Below are 17,764 nucleotides of genomic sequence, written 5' to 3'. Positions count from 1 at the left end.
GGGAGGGTCTTCCGGCCGGGGGTTCATCGATGTGCTGTGTACGGCTCCGCCATGGCGACCGCTATCCGGCGGGGCCCGGTGAACGGCTCGCGGCCGTGGGAGACCAGCATGTTGTCGATCACCAGGACGTCGTCCGCACGGTAGTCGAAGCGGGTCGAGGCAGCTCGGTAGCACGCCCGCAGATGGTCCATGACGTCGGCCGGGACCGCCTCGCCGTCGCCGTAGTACGTCTGGCTGGGCAGGTTCTCCTCGCCCAGCATCTCCAGCAGTCCCAGTCTGGCGCTCTCCGGCAGGGTGCTGACGTGGAAGACGGTCGCGTGGTTGAACCACACGGGCTCGCCCGTCATCGGATGCCGGTGCACGACGTCCCGCACCGCCCGGGTGCGCAGCCCTCCGCCGGGCAGCCACTGCGCCTCGATGCCCTGCTCACGGCAGTATCGCTCGACCTCGGCGGGGTCGGTGGTGTTGAACGCTTCCTGCCAGGGCAGGCCGACCATGTCGCCGTAGTTGCGGACGACCATCCAGCCGCGCCGCGTGAACTCCCGGCGCACCTCCTCGTCGATGCCGTCGAGTACCCGACGGGTGTCGGCCAGCGGGGTGGCGCCCCCGGTCAGCGGCGGCCGGACACAGTGGAAGAACAGCGTCAGCGGCCAACTCGCCTGGTACGAGTTCTCGTTGTGCAGGAAGATCTCCTCGCCGGGCGGATAGTCGGTGGACGTGTAGACGTTTCCCTTGATCACACTGCGCGGTGAGGAGCGCTCGGTGTACGGCAGCGGCTCGCCGGACAGCGCGCGGACGATGTCGGCGAAGCCGTCGGGGCCCTTGACGTCGAACCCGCGCAGCAGCAGCGCGCCCCGTTCGCGCAGCGCTGTGCGCAGTTCCTCCCGGTCGGCACGCAGCCGTTCGGCGGCCGGAACACCGTCCGACTCGACGAGGAGCGGGAGCAGCGGGGTTTCTGCGGTCATCGCGGCGCCTCCGACAGCAGCGGAAGCAGGGGCCGTGCCCCGGCCGCGGTGGGCTCCTGCCGGGGCGGCTCCTCCGGTTCGCCGTCAGCTCCGGTCAGCACCAGGCTCAGCACGCGGCCGTTCTCCTTGAACAGGAACCGCTGTTCGGTGAGGCGGTCGAGGCGCCGCCGCAGGTCGTCCGGGCCTTCCGGCCAGTCCCGGGCCAGTTGGTCGGGTTTGGCCGGGGACGACAGGCGGCGCAGCAGCCGAGCGGTCGCGGCGTCGACCGGATGCGTCTGGAGGGCACCGGAGCGGGAGTCGCGGACGGCGAGGCCGCCGTCATCGGTGGTGACCAGGCGCAGCTCGCGACGGGGCACCTCGGGCTCGCCGTACCAGGCGGCGCGCCACTCGGCGACCAGTCGGCTCAGCTCGTCGTGCCACTCGACCGCGTTGAGCGTGTAAGGGGCGAGGTTCTGGTCGGCGAAGAAGTACGCGAGGTCGGCCAACGCGTCCACGTCGAAGGGATAGGTGAGCGCGTAGTAGTCCACCGGTGTGAGGTCGAGGCCGAAATCCTCGCTCCGCTTGAAGTAGGGGCTGAAGCGGTCGAAGCGCACCATGTACACGCCGTGTGGTGGTTCCAGATGGACGAAATCACGTAGTTCCTCTACGTACTTGCGGTAGACGGCCGGGTCTTCACCGGGGAAACCGATCAGCAGGTTCCACTCGGGCTTGATGCCGAACTCGTCGCAGTGCTTGAGGAACTGCAGGTTCTGGAAGGCGGTGGTGCCCTTGCCCATGAGCTTGAGCGTGGAGGACGCCAGCGCCTCGATGCCGGGCTGGACGACGGTCACACCGGCGTCCGTCATCGCCTGCAGGACCTGGCGGCTCAGGGGCAGCTTGACCTCGTAGAAGATGGAGGTGCCGGCCGGCGGGTCGAGCCGTGGAAAGACCTCGCGCGGGTAATTGCGCGGCATGACATTGTCGGTGCAGAACAACGAGGTGTATTCGGGCGCGAACTCGAAAAGCCAGTTGAACTGCCGGACGGCGAGGTCGGGCGCCATGGCACGGAAGGCCATGCTTTCGCCGTTCAGCCCGCAGAAGGTGCAGTGCGAACGCTGCCCCCACCAACAGCCACGGGATGTCTCGAAGAAGAGCATCGGCTCGCTGGTGCCGGTGCGGCGCAGTTCCGGATGGTTGTCCAGGGCGGCGAAGAAGCTGGCGTAGTCGGGCAGGATGAAATCGTCGATGTCCCGCTCCGTGCCGATTGCCTTGCGGAATCGGGGATCCCGGCAGTTGCGGCGGGAGAGGATTCCGGGGATGGTGTCGCCGCGTTCCGGTTCGCCGTCCAGCACGCACTGGATGAATTCCCCGAAGGTGTTCAGCGCGGGCCCGGAGAAGACGAAGTCGACCACCGGGACGTGCTCGGCGACCACCGCGCCCATGGGCGCCTCGCAGTTCGCGCCGCCGAGTACGACGAGGGTCTGCGGGCTGCGCTCCTTGATCAGCCGGGCCAGCGCCATGCTGGGCACATGTTGGGCGAACATGGAGCTGAAGCCCACGATGTCGGCCTCGTCGAGCCGGTACCGGTCGATCAGCTCCTCGCAGAACCGCCGCAGCCCGTCGCGGGCCCGCAGGATCTCGGCACGGAAGTCCTCCCAGCGGGCGCCCCGGTAATATCGCTGAAAGTATTCCGTGGCGGTGTCGGGCGCGCCCGGAAAGGCGATGTGCCGGAACAGCCAGTCCCCGATGCCCGTGTCAACGTGGTCGTGGCTCACCGACAGGGATTCATAGAGACGTGTTCCGAAGTACTCGGCCATGTCCTGGTTGAGATAGCACACGTGCGCTCTCGCCCGGCCGTTGAACTCTCGGTGTACGAGAGTCGACAACTGCCCCAAGGCGAATGATGGACGGTTCCAGTCGGCAAAAGGCATGTTCACCAGTGCGACACGCAACAACAACGACCTCCCGCGATCATTCACTGAAGCCTAAACCGAAATCCGCGCGGTCGGCAGAGGAGTTCTGGCCAACGGGAAATCATGGCTCGGCATGCATGAGGTCTGGTCCCGTCGGCGTTCCCGCTCGCTCCCGCGGCAGGCGTTCGCCGTGGTCGGCCGAGCCTTCACGGGAGATTCCGGGCCCCTCCTCCGGGCCGCGCGGCCGGCGTCGGCCCACTCGGCCCGGCCCACCGGGCCACGCTTCCCAGCCACACCGGTTGCCGTGACCACGGGGTCCGCACAGCCGCGCGGACCGTAGGGGTGACGACCCCTATCTGGTCGGTTCCGGGCGGTCACCCGAGGCGACGGCGATGTCGGCGTCATGGGGGTCCGGCAGGGGCCGGACAGGGGTTGTTCGGCCAATTTGCCGCTGCCACTCTCGATCCGCTCGCGCAGGTCTCACCGGAAGGGAACGCTGTTCTGCCTCGTGCGACCCGCATGTCCACCGCGCGGAGTCACGACGCGCCGTCGAACGGATCCGGCCGCGGCACGCAGGCCTGGCCCGCCTCGGCCGAACCACCGGACGCGGAACCCGGGCGGTGGTGAGCGCTTGGCGGACATCACGTCGGCTGGGCGGCCCTTCTTCCGCTGCCGGACGTGCCATGCCCGCACACGCCACCCGACCCAGGGAGTTCATCCGCGATGGAACCGCACGTCGTACTGAGCGCCGGATCTGCCGCATCGGTCACCGCGAGTGTGCTGATCGCCCTGGCGGTTCTCATCCCGACGGCCGGCCTGTTCGCCTGGGCCTCCCGGAAGGTGGGCCAGCCGAGCGTGATGGGCGAGATCGTCGCCGGGATCGCGCTCGGCCCCAGTCTTCTCGGGCTGCTCCCGGGGGATCTTCCCGCTGTGCTGTTCCCGGCGGAGGTCAGACCGTATCTACAGGTGCTGGCCCAACTGGGCCTGGTGCTGTTCATGTTCGGCGTCGGATATCACCTGGACATCGGTCAGCTGCGCAGGAGCGGCCGGCAGGTGACCGTGGTCTCCCTCGGCTCGGTGGCACTGCCCTTCGCCATGGGCACCGCGCTCGCCATGGCGCTCCAGCCCTGGGTCGACCGGTCGGAGCTGAAGACCGCGGAGGGGCTCGGTCCCGCGTTGTTCCTGGGCGCGGCCATGTCCATCACCGCGTTTCCGGTGCTGGCGCGCATCATCACCGAACGAGGTCTGGCGAAAAGACGTGTCGGCACGCTGGCACTCGCCTGCGCGGCGCTGGAGGACCTCCTCGCCTGGTGCATCCTGGCGGGTGTCGTGGTCGTCGTGCACTCCAACGGCTCCGGCTATCTGGTGCGGATGGCGCTGGAGTCCGTGGTGTTCCTCCTGGTCCTGGTGTTCGTCGTACGGCCGGGGCTGCACAGGCTGCTGGCGCCTGAGCGGCACTGGGGCGGGAGCGCGCATCTGACCCATGTGGTGCTGATCACGGGTCTGCTGCTGAGCGCGTGGGCGACGCACGCCATTGGCCTGCACACGGTCTTCGGTGCCTTCGCGTTCGGTCTCGCCGTGCCGCGCCGGCACATCGACGCGCAGACGCCGGAGGTGCCCGAGCGCATCGAACAGGCCAGCCTGCTGCTGCTCCCGGTGTTCTTCACGGTGACGGGGTTGTCGGTGCACATCCAGGGGCTGGGCACCCAGGGTGTGCTGATGGTGATCGCGGTGCTCCTGGTGGCGTGCGTGAGCAAGTTCGCCGGGGCGGCAGGCGCGGCCCGGCTGACGGGGGCGCCCGGGCGGGAGGCGGCGACTCTCGGTGTGCTGATCAACACTCGGGGGCTGACGGAGCTGGTGATCCTCAACGTGGGTCTCGCGTTGGGAGTCATCGACACCAGGCTGTTCACCGCCATGGTGATCATGGCGCTGGTCACCACGCTGATGACGGGGCCGCTGCTCTCCCGTATCGAGCGGGGCCAGGACGCCGCGACCGGCCCCAAGCGGCGGGACGCCGGGAGCCGGGAGCCCGCCCACGACCGGGTTACGCGCCCTTAAGAGGGCCTTGAGCCGACGTGGTTAGCGTGGCGCGCGGACTTGCACAGGCCGGTGAAAGGACGACTGTGAGCGAACTGAAGAACCTGGTGCTGGACCAGATCCGCAAGTACCACCAGGAACAATCGGCCGTCCAGCCCTTCGTTCCAGGCGTCACGCCGCTGCTGTCGGCCGGGGCCGTGCTCGACGAGGACGACCGGGTGGCCGTGGTCGAGGCGGCCATGGATCTGAACCTGACGGCGGGCGCGGCGTCCCGCAGGTTCGAGAGCGCCATGGCCCGCTACCTCGGGCTGCGCAAGGCGCATCTGACGAATTCGGGTTCCTCGGCGAACCTGCTCGCGTTGAGCTCGCTCACCTCCGGCCTGCTGCAGGACCGGAGGCTGCGCCCGGGCGACGAGGTCATCACCGTGGCGGCCGGTTTCCCGACGACGGTCAATCCGATCCTGCAGAACGGCCTGGTTCCCGTCTTCGTCGACATCGAACTCGGTACCTACAACACGACCGTCGAGCGGATCGAGTCGGCGATCGGGCCGAAGACCAAAGCCATCATGATCGCGCACGCGCTGGGCAACCCGTACCCGGTCGAGGAGGTCGCCCGGCTGGCCGAGGAGCGCGAGCTGTTCCACGTCGAGGACAACTGCGACGCGGTGGGGTCGACGTACAACGGACAGCTCACCGGCACGTTCGGGGATCTGAGCACCATCAGCTTCTATCCCGCGCATCACATCACGACGGGTGAGGGTGGCTGCGTCCTCACCAACAACCTCGCACTGGCCCGCATCGTGGAATCGCTGCGCGACTGGGGCCGGGACTGCTGGTGCGAGCCGGGCGAGGACAACAAGTGCCGTAAGCGCTTCGGGTACCAGATGGGGACACTGCCGTACGGCTACGACCACAAGTACATCTTCTCCCACGTCGGCTACAACCTGAAGTCGACCGACCTGCAGGCCTCGCTGGGGCTGACGCAGCTGACCAAGGTGGACGACTTCGGCCGGGCCCGGCGGCGGAACTGGCGGCAGCTGCGCGACGCGATCGAGGACCTGCCGGGTCTGCTCATGCCGCGTCCGACCGCGCACAGCGACCCCAGCTGGTTCGGTTTCGTCCTGACCGTCGCACACGACGCCCCGTTCACCCGCGACGAGCTGGTGGCATTCCTGGAGGGGCGGAACATCGGGACCCGTCGCCTCTTCGGCGGCAACCTCACGCGCCATCCGGCCTTCCAGGACCGGCCGCACCGCATCGCGGGCGATCTGACGAACAGCGACATCATCACCGACCGGACCTTCTGGATCGGCGTCCACCCCCGGCTCACCGCCGAAATGGTCGACTACATGGCCGACTCGGTCCGCGAGTTCGTCACGGCCGCCCATCGGCGCCGCGGGAGCGGCGCCGTACCGGCCTGACCCGCGCGCCATCCACTTCACCGAGGAGAGACGCTGTCATGACTGAACGGGATCCACGACACGACGCCGCCGGGGACGCGGGTGGCGACCCCTACCCGTACTACGCGGGCCTGCGGCGGGAGTGCCCGGTGGCCAAGGTCCGCCAGGGCAACGGGATGGAGATGTACCTCGTCACGCGGTACGAGGACGCCAGGGCGGCGCTGAACGACGCCCGGCTCGGGAAGAATCCCAAGCACGGGGCGGCGATGCTGGCCGCCAGCGGCGCTCCGCTGCCCAAGGAGAGCGGCTCCAACCTGGCCGGTCACATGCTCGCCAGCGATCCACCCGAGCACACCCGGCTCCGCGGGTTGCTCGCCCGGGAGTTCACCGCAAGGCGGGTCGAGGTGATGCGTGAGCGCGTTCAGCGGACGGCGGACGAACTCGTCGACGGCATCGCGGACCGGCTGTCCGACGGGCAGGGCGTGGTGGACCTGCTCACGGAGTTCGCCTTCCCGCTGCCCATGACCGTCATCGCCGATCTGCTGGGCATTCCGCTGGCCGACAAGGACAAGTTCCGGGCGTGGTCGCAGGCCGTGCTACTGCCGCTGGGTACGCCGGGCAAGGCGGAGGGGGTACAGGAGTTCAGCGCCTATCTGGCCGACTTGATGCAGGCCAAGAAGGCCGCCCCCGGTGACGACCTGTTCAGCGCGCTGGCCGCGGCCGAGGGCGACGACAAGCTGTCCCCGCAGGAACTGATCGGCACCGCGATCCTTATGATCATCGCCGGTCACGACACCACGGTGAACCTCATCGCCAACGGGACGCTTGCTCTGCTGCGTCACCCCGAACAGCTGAAGCTGCTGCGGGACTCCCCCGAGCTGCTGCCGGACGCGATCGAGGAGTTCCTGAGGTACGACGCCCCGCTGGAGCGCGCCACCGCCCGCTGGGCCGTGGAGGACATGGAGATCGCCGGCACGCCCGTGCCGAAGGGGAGTTTCGTCAACGTCGTCCTCGGTTCCGCCAACCGGGACGAGGCTGCGTTCCCCGACGCCGACCGGTTGGACATCACACGCCGCGGCGGCAACCGCCACATCGCGTTCGGCCGGGGCATCCACCACTGCATCGGCGCTCCACTGGCGCGGCTGGAGGGCGAGCTGGCCATCGGCACGCTGCTGCGCCGCTTCGGCACCCTCGAACTGGACGTGGCTCCGGAGGAGTTGCGCTATCGGCAGAGCATCGTCATGCGGAGTCTGACGGCCCTTCCGGTGCGGGTCGCCCTCGGCTGAGCGACGCCCGCGACGCATTCGCGCCTCGCGCCGCAGGCCCCGCAGCCCGGTGTGGAACCGGGTGCCGGGCCTGCGGAGCTGTCACGCCGTGGCCGTGTCCGGGCCCGTGGGAGGCAGCTCATTCCCGCCCGTGACGAGGACGCTTTGGAGCTCGGCGGACAGATCGGTGCGCCGCTTGGCATTGAGCTTGCGGTACACACTGGTCAGATGCTGTTCGACCGTGCTGATGGTGATGAACAGCTTTGCGGCGATCTGCCGGTTCGACTTCCCCCGCGCGGCCAGCACGGCGACCCTCAGCTCCGCGTCGGTCAGCTGCGAACGCCGGTCGGTACCCACGGGCAGCCCATCGGGAGGGCCCGAACGTCGTGGTTCGGTCTCTCCGGGCGTCCTCCGGCGACAGGGAACGCCGACCAGCTCGACGCCCGTCTCCTCGGTCAGGCCGCGGGCCATCCGGGTCAGCTCGCGGGCCTCGTCGCCGTGTCCACGGGCGTCGTGCGCGCGGGCGAGCTCCACCAGGCCCAGGGCCAGTTCGAAGAGGTCGCCGGATTCGCGGAGGTTCTCCACGGCCTCGCTGAGGAACGCCGTGGAGTCCTCCGCCCCGTCGACCGACCCGAGGATGCGCAGCGATACGCCACGGGTGCGGTAGTCGTCGGCCGACGCCCTGGCCAGTTGTTCGGTGAGCAGATCCCGCACCTGGTTGGTGTGGCCGAGCGCCGCCGACGCCTGTGCGGCGTCCGTCCGCCACGCGACGAGGCGGGGGTCGTCGAGGTCCCACTTCATCATCAGGTCGCCACAGGCCTGGAAGTCCGACAGTGCGGCGTGCGGACAGTCCATGGCGAGGTGGTAGCGGCCGCGGGCCTGCAGGTAGTGCAGTGCGCCCATGGTGTCGAACATGGCCTCCGGCACCGGGATGCTCAGATAGGCCGCGGCGCTGTCGAGCTTGCCCAGGGCCGTGGCCGCGAGCACCATGTTGGCGATCGGCGATCCCACGGCGACGCCCCAGCTCTTGGGCGAGACGAGGGTCAGTGCGTCCCGGGCGAACCGCTCGGCCGTGGCCATCCGCCCCCGGCGTATGTCGATGAACGCGCGCAGGTTGGCCAGGAGGGCCTGCCACATCGAGGCCCGCCGCTGCGCCGCCTGCCGCAGCAGGGAGTCGCCCCAGTGCACGGCCCGGTCGAGCTGGTTGAGGTGGATGAGCGACACCAGGGCCGCGGAGAGCGTCGGCAGGCTGTGGTCGTCCAGCCTGGCCCCGAGCAGGGTCTGCTCGGCGGCGCCCAGCGCGTCGTCCCCGGCGCTCTGCGGGAGCACGGGGCTCACGTACAACGCGTTGCCGGTGGAGATCCGGGCCGCCGGGGCGTGCGCCTCGACGAGCCCGGAGCTGACGTGGCCCACCTGGTGGCGGGGGAAGAGGCCGGGAAACGCCCAGCCGAGCCCCATGCGGATCGGGTCGAGTTCCTTGGTGGGACCGCTGCCGTGCCGCTGCATGGCCTGGAGGACGTCGAGGACCTGCTCGGTATGGCCGAACCAGAGCAGGTGCCCGACCAGCGCGACGGCGTCACGGAACTCCAGCCGGTTGTCGAGTGCGGCGGCGCTCAGGCCCGGCATGTAGGGCAGGGCCGCCTCCGGGCTGCCGCGCCACTTGGCGCGGACGAGTGCCGCGGTGATGGCGGCGTGCTCGCGTTCGTCGGTCGAGGCACGGCCGGCCATCCGCAACCAGGCGATGGCGGAGTCGGCGTCGTTCGCGGCGAGCGCCTCGTCGGCGGCCTCCCGCAGCACGGATATGGTCCAGTCGCCGTCGGCTCGTCCGGCGCTGGCCAGGTGCTGCGCCACCACGGTGGCCGACGCCCCGTGCTCGTGGAGTACGCGGGCGGCCTCGCCGTGCAGGTCGGAACGGTCCGCGCCGTCCGGGGACCACAGAACCGCTTCGCGGGCGGCGTCTTGGCGGAACCGCCCGCCACGCAGCAGTCCGAGGCCGTGCAGGGCGCTGATGGCCCGGGCGAGCGACTCGGGGTCGGAGCCCAGGATGTCGGTGAGCACGGGCAGGGTCGCGTGCTTGCCCATGACCGCGATCGCCCGCGCCACGTTCAGGGTCAGCGGAGCCCCGCGGTAGAGGCAGGCCGAAACCGCGCGCGAGAAGGCGTCACCGGGCGTCAGCTCGGCTCCCGCCGCCCGAGCCTCGGCATGGTGGTCCTCCAGCATGGCGTGGACCAGGAGGGGGTTGCCGCCGGTCACGTCGTGGCACGAGGCCGCGACACGGCGCGAGGCGCGTATGCCCAGATCCTCGGCGAGGATCTCCGCGACACCGTCCCTGGACAGCAGTTTGAGCCGGATCTGGTGACAGTGCCGGTGACGCAGGAGCTCCGCGTCGAACCGGGGATGACTGAATTCCGGCTCGTCACACTGGTTGAGGATCAGAAGCACCCGTGCGGGGCGCAGACTGGCCCGCCGTATGAGATAGAGGAGTGCCTCGAGCGACGGCACGTCCGCATAGTGGACGTCGTCGACTCCTATCACCACCGGTGCGCGACTACTGAGGGCGTAGAGCGCCTGGCTCACCACGGACGGCGCACGGACATCGAATTCACCGGTCACATCCGTTTGCGATTCCCACAGCGACCGAGGCCCTTTTACCTCTGCGGTGGAAATGCTGTGTGCCGCGTCCTCCATGAGACGCCGGACGTTGTCATCATTTTCCGTATAAGGCGCGGAACTCGCTATGATCTGGCCGATCACTCCGAGCGGTAAGGCCCGTTCCGTCCGCGAGCCGGTCGCCTGAAGAAATACAGCGCCCTCACCGACGACTTCTCGGGCAAAGGCGTGCAGTAGAGCGGACTTGCCGCTGGCCACGGCCCCCGATACGACCGCCAGCTGAACAGTTCCCTTCTTCCCTTCGGTGAACAACCGCCGTAGGGTTTTGAGTTCTCTTTCCCTTCCAGCTAAGTGCATACTTCCCCCGCATCTCACAACGACGCGTACAGCCCGGGGCCGGACACCCCTGACGACTTGACCAAGACTTTGCGAGTCTGCCATACGGGTAGGACCGCGGCAGCGAGTGATCCGCTGTTGGCGCGAGTTTTCCCGCCGGCCGAATAAGCGGGGGACGGGATTCCGTTACTCGGGGATCACCGTGGGCGCGGGGCTCACCCGCCTGCCGCCGAACGAGCGGGTGCCGAACGCACCCATGCGGAACTCGCCCGCGATCCTGTCACCGTCGACGGTCGCCCGGCCGGAGAACCTCAGGACCTGCGGCTTGCGCAGCGTGGACTTCCACGTCAGCTGGTTTCCGTCGACCGCGCCCTCTTCGAGGGCGACCTTGCTCTCGACCATGTCGAGCGTTCCGGTGAAAGCGTCGGCCGTCTCGACGATGGACAGCACCCACTCGAAGTCGCCCTTCGGCGTGTGCGCCGTGATCTGCCAGTCCCCCGCGATGCTCATCGTGCCCCCTGCCCGCGCCACATGACACTCATGCGGCGCTCGTCCGTACGAGTAGTGGTGTGCTCGATCGACTTCAGGCTAGGAAGCGGGCATTGTCTCCCTCTAAAGCCGCAAGGGGCGCCCACGGCCGTCAAGGCCCCGGGCGCCCCTGCCCCCAGGGGGGCCGGACGGCGTACCGCCTACTCGCTCAGCAACTCGGAGACGGTGGCTGCCAGCGCCTGATCGGCGAGCATGCCGCCGTGGTCCACGTCGCACCTGATCTCGCGGGCCACCGCCACCTCCGTACCCGCCGATCGCATCGCGTTCAGGCCACTCAGCGGCGTGTTGGAACTGAACGCGACGGCGGAGCGCCAGCGCTCGCGCGGGTCGATGTCGCCGGCTGCGGCAAGGTAGTTCAGGAAGGTGCCGAAGACCTCGAAGAGCTCCGCCCGGCGCCGTTCGTCCAGCCCGGCTTTGGCGAGCGCCGGTTCACCGAAGTCCCACATCAGGGAGATCAGCGCGTCTTTCAGGTCACCGAGATCCTCGGTCTCCTCGTAGGCACGCCGGCCGATCTCCCTGGCCTCGGCGATGTCCTGCGCCGGCAGAACGGAGTTCATGAACCCGGTGACCTTCTGGAACTGCCACATCAGCGTCTGCGCCGTTGACAGTTCGGGGTCGAACAACACGAGGAGTGGCTCGGTCGTCTGCCACTGGGCGATGCGCTCCGCCAACGCGGCGGCATACACGGACCCGGCACAGAACCCCAACAGCGCCTTCACATGCGGACGTTCCTCCGCCGGCTTGCGCGCCCACCGATCGATGTAACCGGCGCCCGTGGCGGCGAACGGGCTGCCCGCGACCGGCGGAACGGTCTCCCAGACGGTCGCGGCGACCTTGAGATGGGCCACCAGGTCGGTGAACCGCGCCTCGGGCCGCCCGGTGGTGTCGAAGTCCACCGCCAGGACCACGGACCCCGACGGGTCGCTGTCGGTCAAAATCTTCCACGCCGCTGTTTCCGTCATCGTCATCCCTTGTTCGCAGACGGCTGGAGCGACGACGAGTGTAGAACCCACCGGATAACTCCGGACAGCCCCTACTGCCCCTATACGGATTCCCGCAACAGGTAGGGGTATCCGTGCTTAGCGCGACTCTCCTATCTTGCTTTTGAAAGGCTACGCCTGACAGCACCCCGCGCGCCGCGCCGACCGTGCGACCCCGCAGGAGAGGACCCCACGTGGAACCCGCAGCGAAGCCCACCGCCCGATCCGCCAGCGCATTTTCCGTGGCCACGCGCAAGGAAGAGGCCATGTGGCTGCTGGAGCGGCTCGTTCCCGAAAGCGCGGCGAACAATCTGGCGCTGGCATTCCAGGTCGACGGCAAGCTGGACGCTCCGGCTCTGCACAATGCCGTCACGATCCTGTGCAACCGCTATGAGGTTCTCCGTACCGTCTATTTCGCGACCGGTGCCGAGCTGGTGAAGAGCGTCGTGGCGGCCGACGAGTTCTCCGTCGGAATATCCGAGTTCGACGATTTCTCCGCGGCGCCCGAGGAGATGGACCGGGCGCTGCGGCCGTTCGTCACCCGGCGTTTCGTCCTCGACGGGCGCCCGCTGGTCCGCGCGGGCCTCTTCCACCACCCCGACGGCGATGTCGTCTGCCTGGCGTTCCACCATCTCGTCTACGACATCATCTCCGGGACCGTGCTCCTGGAGGAACTGCTGGCGGCATACGAGTCGGCCGTGGCCGGCCGGCCCCCGACCGGGGAACTGCTGACCGAGGTCCCGGCCTTCCACGAGCCGGAGCCTTCGTCGGCGAGCCTCGACTTCTGGCGCGGCCGGATGGCGGACTTCGACCCGTCCTCCCTCGACCTGTGGTGCACCGCGCCGGACTCGGCGGACCCGACGCTGAAGGGCGATCAGGTCACCCACTCCCTGTCCCCCGAGGCGGTGGCCGTCGTCAAACGGCTGCCCCTGGAGGTGCGGGCGCCGGAGGCCGTCGTGCTGCTCGCCGCGTTCGATCTGCTCCTGGCGGCACACGGGGCCGGACCCGACATCACCGTCGGCTCTCCGGTGAGCGTGCGCCCCAGGGAGGCGCCCCGCACCGTCGGTCACCACACCAACGTCCTGCCCCTGCGGGTCCTCGTCGACCCAGCGGACAGCTTCCGGACGCTCGTGCGCAAGGCCCGCGACACCTACTTCGCCGCGCTGTCCCACGCGGACGTGCCGGTCGACAGCGTTTCCGAGCTGGTCCCGCGAGCCGGGGCGTCCTGGCGGAACAGGCTCTGCCGTCATCTGTTCAACTACTTCCCGCAGCTGACCGAGGCGGAGTTCGAGGTGTCCGGCCAACGGGTGCGGCCGGTGGTCGTCGAGAGTGGCTACAGCAAGTTCGACCTGGAGTTCTTCGTCGCCTCCTCGGCCGACGCCATCCGGATCACCGCCCGCTACGCCACGGAGAAACTGGACGAGGACGGCGTACGGGCGCTGCTGCTGCGCTACGAGGCACTGCTGCTGTCCTTCGGCGAGGACGTGGACCGGCCGACCGGTGGACTGCGGATCTGGAACGACCAGGACCGGGCGGTCATCGAGGCCGCGAACGACACCGCCCGCGCCTTCGATCCTCCGAACGTCGTGGAGGCCGTACGCCGACACGCCCTCGACACCCCGGACGCGGTGGCCGTTCGGCAGGGCGACGCCTCCGTGACGTACGCCGGGTTGTGGCGCTCGGCCGTGCGCGTGCGCGACCTGCTGGTCACCTCCGAAGTCGGCCCGGGGGACGTCGTCGCACTCGCCGCCGCACGGAGCGCGTCGCTGACCGCCGCCGTGCTCGGCACCTGGCTGGCGGGGGCCGCGTATCTGCCGGTGGACCCGGAGCATCCCGCGCACCGCGTGGCGTACCTGCTCTCGGATTCCGGGGCGAAGGTCGTGCTGACCGACCGCGACCTGTCGTGGCCGGTCGACGAGGACGTGGTGGCACTGACGCTGCCGCCGGTCGCCGAGGCCGCCGCAGACCTGCCCGAGATCGACGTGCCGAGCCGGATCGACCCCGGCTCCCCGGCCTATCTCATCTACACCTCCGGGTCGACCGGGCGGCCCAAGGGCGCCGTCATCCCGCATCGCGCCGTCTCCAACATCGCGGCGGACTACACCGTGCGGCTGCGTGCCACTGCGCGGGACGCGACGCTGTGGATGACGACGTTCGCCTTCGACATGGCCAACCTCGAGCACTACGTCCCGCTCTACTCGGGCGGTCACATCGTGGTCGCGCCGGACGAAGCACGCACCGACGGCGCCGTGCTGCGGGACCTGCTCGAACGCCATGACCCGGGGATCGTCCAGGCCACTCCGACGACCGTGCGGCTCGTCCTGGACCAGGTGGCTGACCGCCTGGCGGGGCGCCGGGTGGTCATCGGGGCGGAGCCCGTGCCCGTTCCGCTCGCCGAGCGGCTGCTCGCCACGGGCTGCGAGGTGCACCACGCCTACGGTCCGACCGAGACCACGACCTGGTGCACCTGGGGGCTGCTGCCCGCTCGGCTGGGCGGTCGGCTGGACATCGGCGTACCCATCTGGAACACCCGCGTCATGGTCCTGGGCCCGGACGGCCGGGAACTGCCCATCGGTGTCAGCGGCGAGGTGTGCATCGCGGGGGACGGTGTCGCTCTCGGCTACCACGGCCGACCCGACCTCAACGCCGAACGGTTCGGGGAGCACCCCGTGTACGGGCGCTACTACCGCTCCGGCGACCTGGGCCGATGGCGCCCGGACGGCACCCTGGAGCTGTTCGGGCGGGCGGACCGACAGGTCAAGCTGCGCGGCAACCGCATCGAACTGGGCGAGATCGAGGCGACGTTGCTCGCACACGCCGGCGTCAGGGCGGCCGCCGCCGTCGTCGTCGGGGACCGCAGCGCCGATGGCCGTCTCGTCGCGTTCGTCGAGGCGGCCACCGACGGCCGGGACCTCACCGACGAGCTGTGGGAACACGCGCGCTCGGAGCTGCCGCGCTCGGCGATCCCGCAGGACTTCGTCGTCCTGGAGTCACTGCCGACCAATGCCAACGAGAAGGTCGACTACCCCGCGCTCGAGGCGCTGGCCACCGGGCGGGCGGGCACCCCAGCGGTACCCGGCCACGGTGTTGAGCAGGGCGCGGAGCGGGCGGCGGGCGCGGAGCCCGGCGAGGAAGCCGACGAGCTGGTACGGACGCTGATGGGGCTCTGGCAGCAGTTGCTCGGCCGTGACGAGGTGACACCCGAGTCCAACTTCTTCACCAGCGGAGGCCATTCGCTGCTCGGCGCCCAGTTGGTGCAGCGGATCGAGGAGGCGGTCGGTGTGCCGCTGAAACTCGGCGATCTGTTCGCCGCGCCGACCCCGGTGGCGCTCGCGGCTCACATCCGCTCCGCCGGGGGCAGCTGATCGCGTAGGCAGGGTAGGGGTGAGCTCGTAGGAATACGTACGAGACATATATGAGGAAAACCGCTCGGGACGGTCACGGGACCGTCCCGAGCGGCGTCGCGCACCGGTCATCTCATGCGGAGCCGGTGCGGGTCAGGGTCCGCAGCGAGGTCGCCAGGGTGTCCGCCAGCTCCGGCCCGTACTGGTCCAGGTAGAAGTGACCGCCGGGGAAGACCCGGAGGTCGAACTCCCGGGAAGTGTGGTCTCCCCAGGCCGCGGCCTCCTCGACCGTGGTGTGCGGATCGGTGTCGCCGACCAGCATCGTGACGGGACAGTCGAGCCGCACTCCGTGGGTGCGGGGGTGGGTCTCGACGGCCTGGTAGTCGCCGCGGACGGCGGGGAGGATCGAGGCGAGCAGATGCTCGTCGTCGAGCCAGGCCGGATCGGTGCCGCCGGCCTCGGTCAGCTCCCGTACGAGACCGGCGTCGTCCCTCAGGTGCACGGTGCCGCCGCGCAGCCGTGACGGGGCCGGGTACCCGGACGCGAACAGCTTCACCGGGGGGTTGCCCCGGTCCTGGAACCGGCGAGCCACCTCGAAGGCGACGATCGAGCCCATGCTGTGCCCGAAGAAGGCCAAGGGGCGGTCGTCCCATCCGGTCAGCGCGGCGAAGGCGCGGTCGGCGAGTTCGGCGAGAGTCTCGACGCAGCCCTCCGCGAACCGGTCCTGCCGACCCGGATACTGCAGGGCGACCGTGTCCACGGCGGGGCCGAGCGTCTCGGAGAGCGGGTAGAAGTAGCTGGCGGCGCCGCCCGCGTGCGGGAAGCAGACCAGCCTCACCGCCGCGCTGCCGGACGGGTGGAAGCGGCGGACCCACTCCCCCGCGGGGTTCCCTGAGACCGTCATGCGCTGAACTCCTCCTCCTGTGCCGGTGTCGTGCCGTGGTCGGTCCGGAAGCGGTTGATCGCCTCGACGTGCTCGGCGCGCATCTCCTCGTCACGCACGCCCAGGCCTTCCTCGGGGGCGAGGCACAGCACACCGACCTTGCCCTGATGGAGGTTGCGGTGCACGTCGTACGCCGCCTGGCCGGTCTCCTCCAGCGGGTAGACCTTCGACAGCGTCGGGTGGATCTTCCCCTTGACGATGAGGCGGTTGGCCTCCCAGGCCTCCCGGTAGTTGGCGAAGTGCGAGCCGATGATCCGCTTCAGGGACATCCACAGGTAGCGGTTGTCGTACTCGTGCGAGTAGCCCGAGGTCGAGGCGCAGGTGGTGATGGTGCCGCCCTTGCGCGTGACGTACACGGACGCACCGAAGGTCTCACGGCCGGGGTGCTCGAAGACGATGTCGACGTCCTCACCACCCGTCAGTTCGCGGATGCGCTTGCCGAAGCGCTTCCATTCCCTGGGGTCCTGGGTGTTCTCGTCCTTCCAGAACCTGTACCCCTCGGCGCCACGGTCGATGACCGCCTCGGCGCCCATCGAGCGACAGATCCGCGCCTTGCGCTCACTGGACACCACACAGATGGGGTTGGCGCCGCCCGCCAGCACCAACTGGGTGGCGTAGCTGCCGAGTCCGCCGCTCGCGCCCCAGACGAGGACGTTGTCGCCCTGCTTCATCCCGGCACCGTTGCGCGAGACCAGCTGGCGGTACGCCGTGGAGTTCACCAGACCGGGCGCCGCCGCCTCCTCCCAGCTCAGGTGCGCGGGCTTCGGCATCAGCTGGTTCGACTTCACCAGCGCGATCTGCGCCAGGCCGCCGAAGTTGGTCTCGAAGCCCCAGATGCGCTGCTCGGGGTCGAGCATCGTGTCGCCGTGGCCGTCCGACGCCTCCAGTTCGACCGACAGACAGTGCGCGACGACCTCGTCGCCCGGCTTCCAGGCGTTCACCCCGGGGCCGGTGCGCAGGACCACACCCGCCAGATCGGAGCCGAGGACGTGGTAGGGCAGGTCGTGCCGCGCGGCCAGCGGCGACAGCCTGCCGTACCGCTCGAGGAAGCCGAACGTCGGCAGCGGCTCGAAGATCGACGACCAGACCGTGTTGTAGTTGACGGAGCTCGCCATGACCGCGATGAGCGCCTCGCCCATTCCGGGCTCGGGCGTGGGCACGTCCTGAACGTGGAGCGACTTGCGCGGGTCCTTGTCGCGGGACGGCGTCCCCTCGAACATCCCGACGTCCTCCTTCAGGACGACGTTCGCGCGGTAGGACTCGGGCAGTGGCAGCGCGGTGAAGTCGTCCGAGACCGCGTCACCGGAGAGGACGGCGCTGATGATCTCTTGCATTTCGGTTCCCCAACGTTGGGTCGTGGCGTCGCTGCGTCGGACGCCGGTGAGTAGGTGGACCACGCGAGAACCCCTACGTTCGCCTGGGGTTCTTCGGGCTCGGGGGACT

Annotated in this window: 11 protein-coding genes; 4 read left to right on the top strand and 7 right to left on the bottom strand. The window is 69.4% G+C overall.

The window, feature by feature from the left end; all coding sequences use genetic code 11:
• Window positions 1–23: 23 nt before the first annotated feature.
• Together ACZ4UU_RS36895 and ACZ4UU_RS36890 are read right to left on the bottom strand one after the other, a co-directional pair.
• Entirely contained in the window at window positions 24–965 is a 942-nt protein-coding gene (locus ACZ4UU_RS36895; protein ID WP_471907778.1) for a TauD/TfdA family dioxygenase, read from the bottom strand.
• Window positions 962–2,881 carry a RiPP maturation radical SAM C-methyltransferase gene (locus ACZ4UU_RS36890; RefSeq protein ID WP_471907894.1) on the bottom strand — a complete coding sequence of 640 codons (1,920 nt, stop codon included), beginning with the start codon at window positions 2,879–2,881 and terminating at the stop codon, window positions 962–964. Before ACZ4UU_RS36890 ends, ACZ4UU_RS36895 begins: the two co-directional genes overlap by 4 nt.
• Window positions 2,882–3,580: 699 nt before the next feature.
• Here ACZ4UU_RS36890 and ACZ4UU_RS36885 point away from each other — a divergent pair.
• The 3 genes from ACZ4UU_RS36885 to ACZ4UU_RS36875 all read left to right on the top strand — a co-directional run bounded on the left by ACZ4UU_RS36885 (window position 3,581) and on the right by ACZ4UU_RS36875 (window position 7,580).
• The gene (locus ACZ4UU_RS36885) at window positions 3,581–4,915 is read left to right on the top strand and encodes a cation:proton antiporter (RefSeq protein ID WP_471907777.1); all 1,335 of its coding nucleotides are present in this window, start codon (window positions 3,581–3,583) and stop codon (window positions 4,913–4,915) included.
• 65 nt (window positions 4,916–4,980) lie between these two features.
• Window positions 4,981–6,315 carry a lipopolysaccharide biosynthesis protein RfbH gene (gene rfbH / locus ACZ4UU_RS36880; protein ID WP_471907776.1) on the top strand — a complete coding sequence of 445 codons (1,335 nt, stop codon included), beginning with the start codon at window positions 4,981–4,983 and terminating at the stop codon, window positions 6,313–6,315.
• A gap of 38 nt (window positions 6,316–6,353) precedes the next feature.
• Window positions 6,354–7,580 (top strand): cytochrome P450 family protein, encoded by a 1,227-nt coding sequence (locus ACZ4UU_RS36875; RefSeq protein ID WP_471907775.1) that lies wholly within the window; start codon window positions 6,354–6,356, stop codon window positions 7,578–7,580.
• An 81-nt stretch (window positions 7,581–7,661) separates the two neighbouring features.
• Here the strand turns inward: ACZ4UU_RS36875 and ACZ4UU_RS36870 are convergent, their stop codons facing one another.
• The 3 genes from ACZ4UU_RS36870 to ACZ4UU_RS36860 all read right to left on the bottom strand — a co-directional run bounded on the left by ACZ4UU_RS36870 (window position 7,662) and on the right by ACZ4UU_RS36860 (window position 12,016).
• Window positions 7,662–10,526: a helix-turn-helix transcriptional regulator gene (locus ACZ4UU_RS36870; protein WP_471907774.1), complete on the bottom strand. Its 2,865-nt coding sequence runs from the start codon at window positions 10,524–10,526 to the stop codon at window positions 7,662–7,664.
• Between the two features lie 165 nt (window positions 10,527–10,691).
• Window positions 10,692–11,015, bottom strand: a complete 324-nt coding sequence (locus ACZ4UU_RS36865) for a hypothetical protein (RefSeq protein WP_471907773.1) — start codon at window positions 11,013–11,015, stop codon at window positions 10,692–10,694.
• A gap of 179 nt (window positions 11,016–11,194) precedes the next feature.
• Complete coding sequence (locus tag ACZ4UU_RS36860) at window positions 11,195–12,016, bottom strand: hypothetical protein (RefSeq protein ID WP_471907772.1); 822 nt, start codon at window positions 12,014–12,016, stop codon at window positions 11,195–11,197.
• Window positions 12,017–12,276: 260 nt separating this feature from the next.
• Between ACZ4UU_RS36860 and ACZ4UU_RS36855 the strand changes: the two genes are divergently transcribed.
• On the top strand, window positions 12,277–15,399 hold the full coding sequence (locus ACZ4UU_RS36855) for a non-ribosomal peptide synthetase (RefSeq protein WP_471907771.1): 3,123 nt from the start codon (window positions 12,277–12,279) through the stop codon (window positions 15,397–15,399).
• 112 nt (window positions 15,400–15,511) lie between these two features.
• Here the strand turns inward: ACZ4UU_RS36855 and ACZ4UU_RS36850 are convergent, their stop codons facing one another.
• Together ACZ4UU_RS36850 and ccrA are read right to left on the bottom strand one after the other, a co-directional pair.
• Window positions 15,512–16,282: a thioesterase II family protein gene (locus ACZ4UU_RS36850; protein ID WP_471907770.1), complete on the bottom strand. Its 771-nt coding sequence runs from the start codon at window positions 16,280–16,282 to the stop codon at window positions 15,512–15,514.
• On the bottom strand, window positions 16,279–17,655 hold the full coding sequence (gene ccrA / locus ACZ4UU_RS36845; RefSeq protein ID WP_471907769.1) for a crotonyl-CoA carboxylase/reductase: 1,377 nt from the start codon (window positions 17,653–17,655) through the stop codon (window positions 16,279–16,281). The genes ACZ4UU_RS36850 and ccrA overlap by 4 nt, the downstream gene beginning before the upstream one ends.
• Between the last annotated feature and the right edge of the window lie 109 nt (window positions 17,656–17,764).

The sequence above is a fragment of the Streptomyces sp. NPDC028907 genome, assembly GCF_055564995.1.
The sequence above is the reverse complement of the archived record's forward strand: the minus strand, read 5'-3'. Positions and strand labels throughout refer to the sequence as shown.

Coding starts and splice junctions, on each gene's coding strand:
- ACZ4UU_RS36895 (WP_471907778.1), bottom strand. CDS start 965: ATGACCGCAGAAACCCCGCTGCTCCCGCTCCTCGTCGAGTCGGACGGT.
- ACZ4UU_RS36885 (WP_471907777.1), top strand. CDS start 3,581: ATGGAACCGCACGTCGTACTGAGCGCCGGATCTGCCGCATCGGTCACC.
- ACZ4UU_RS36875 (WP_471907775.1), top strand. CDS start 6,354: ATGACTGAACGGGATCCACGACACGACGCCGCCGGGGACGCGGGTGGC.
- ACZ4UU_RS36870 (WP_471907774.1), bottom strand. CDS start 10,526: ATGCACTTAGCTGGAAGGGAAAGAGAACTCAAAACCCTACGGCGGTTG.
- ACZ4UU_RS36865 (WP_471907773.1), bottom strand. CDS start 11,015: ATGAGCATCGCGGGGGACTGGCAGATCACGGCGCACACGCCGAAGGGC.
- ACZ4UU_RS36860 (WP_471907772.1), bottom strand. CDS start 12,016: ATGACGGAAACAGCGGCGTGGAAGATTTTGACCGACAGCGACCCGTCG.
- ACZ4UU_RS36850 (WP_471907770.1), bottom strand. CDS start 16,282: ATGACGGTCTCAGGGAACCCCGCGGGGGAGTGGGTCCGCCGCTTCCAC.
- ccrA (WP_471907769.1), bottom strand. CDS start 17,655: ATGCAAGAGATCATCAGCGCCGTCCTCTCCGGTGACGCGGTCTCGGAC.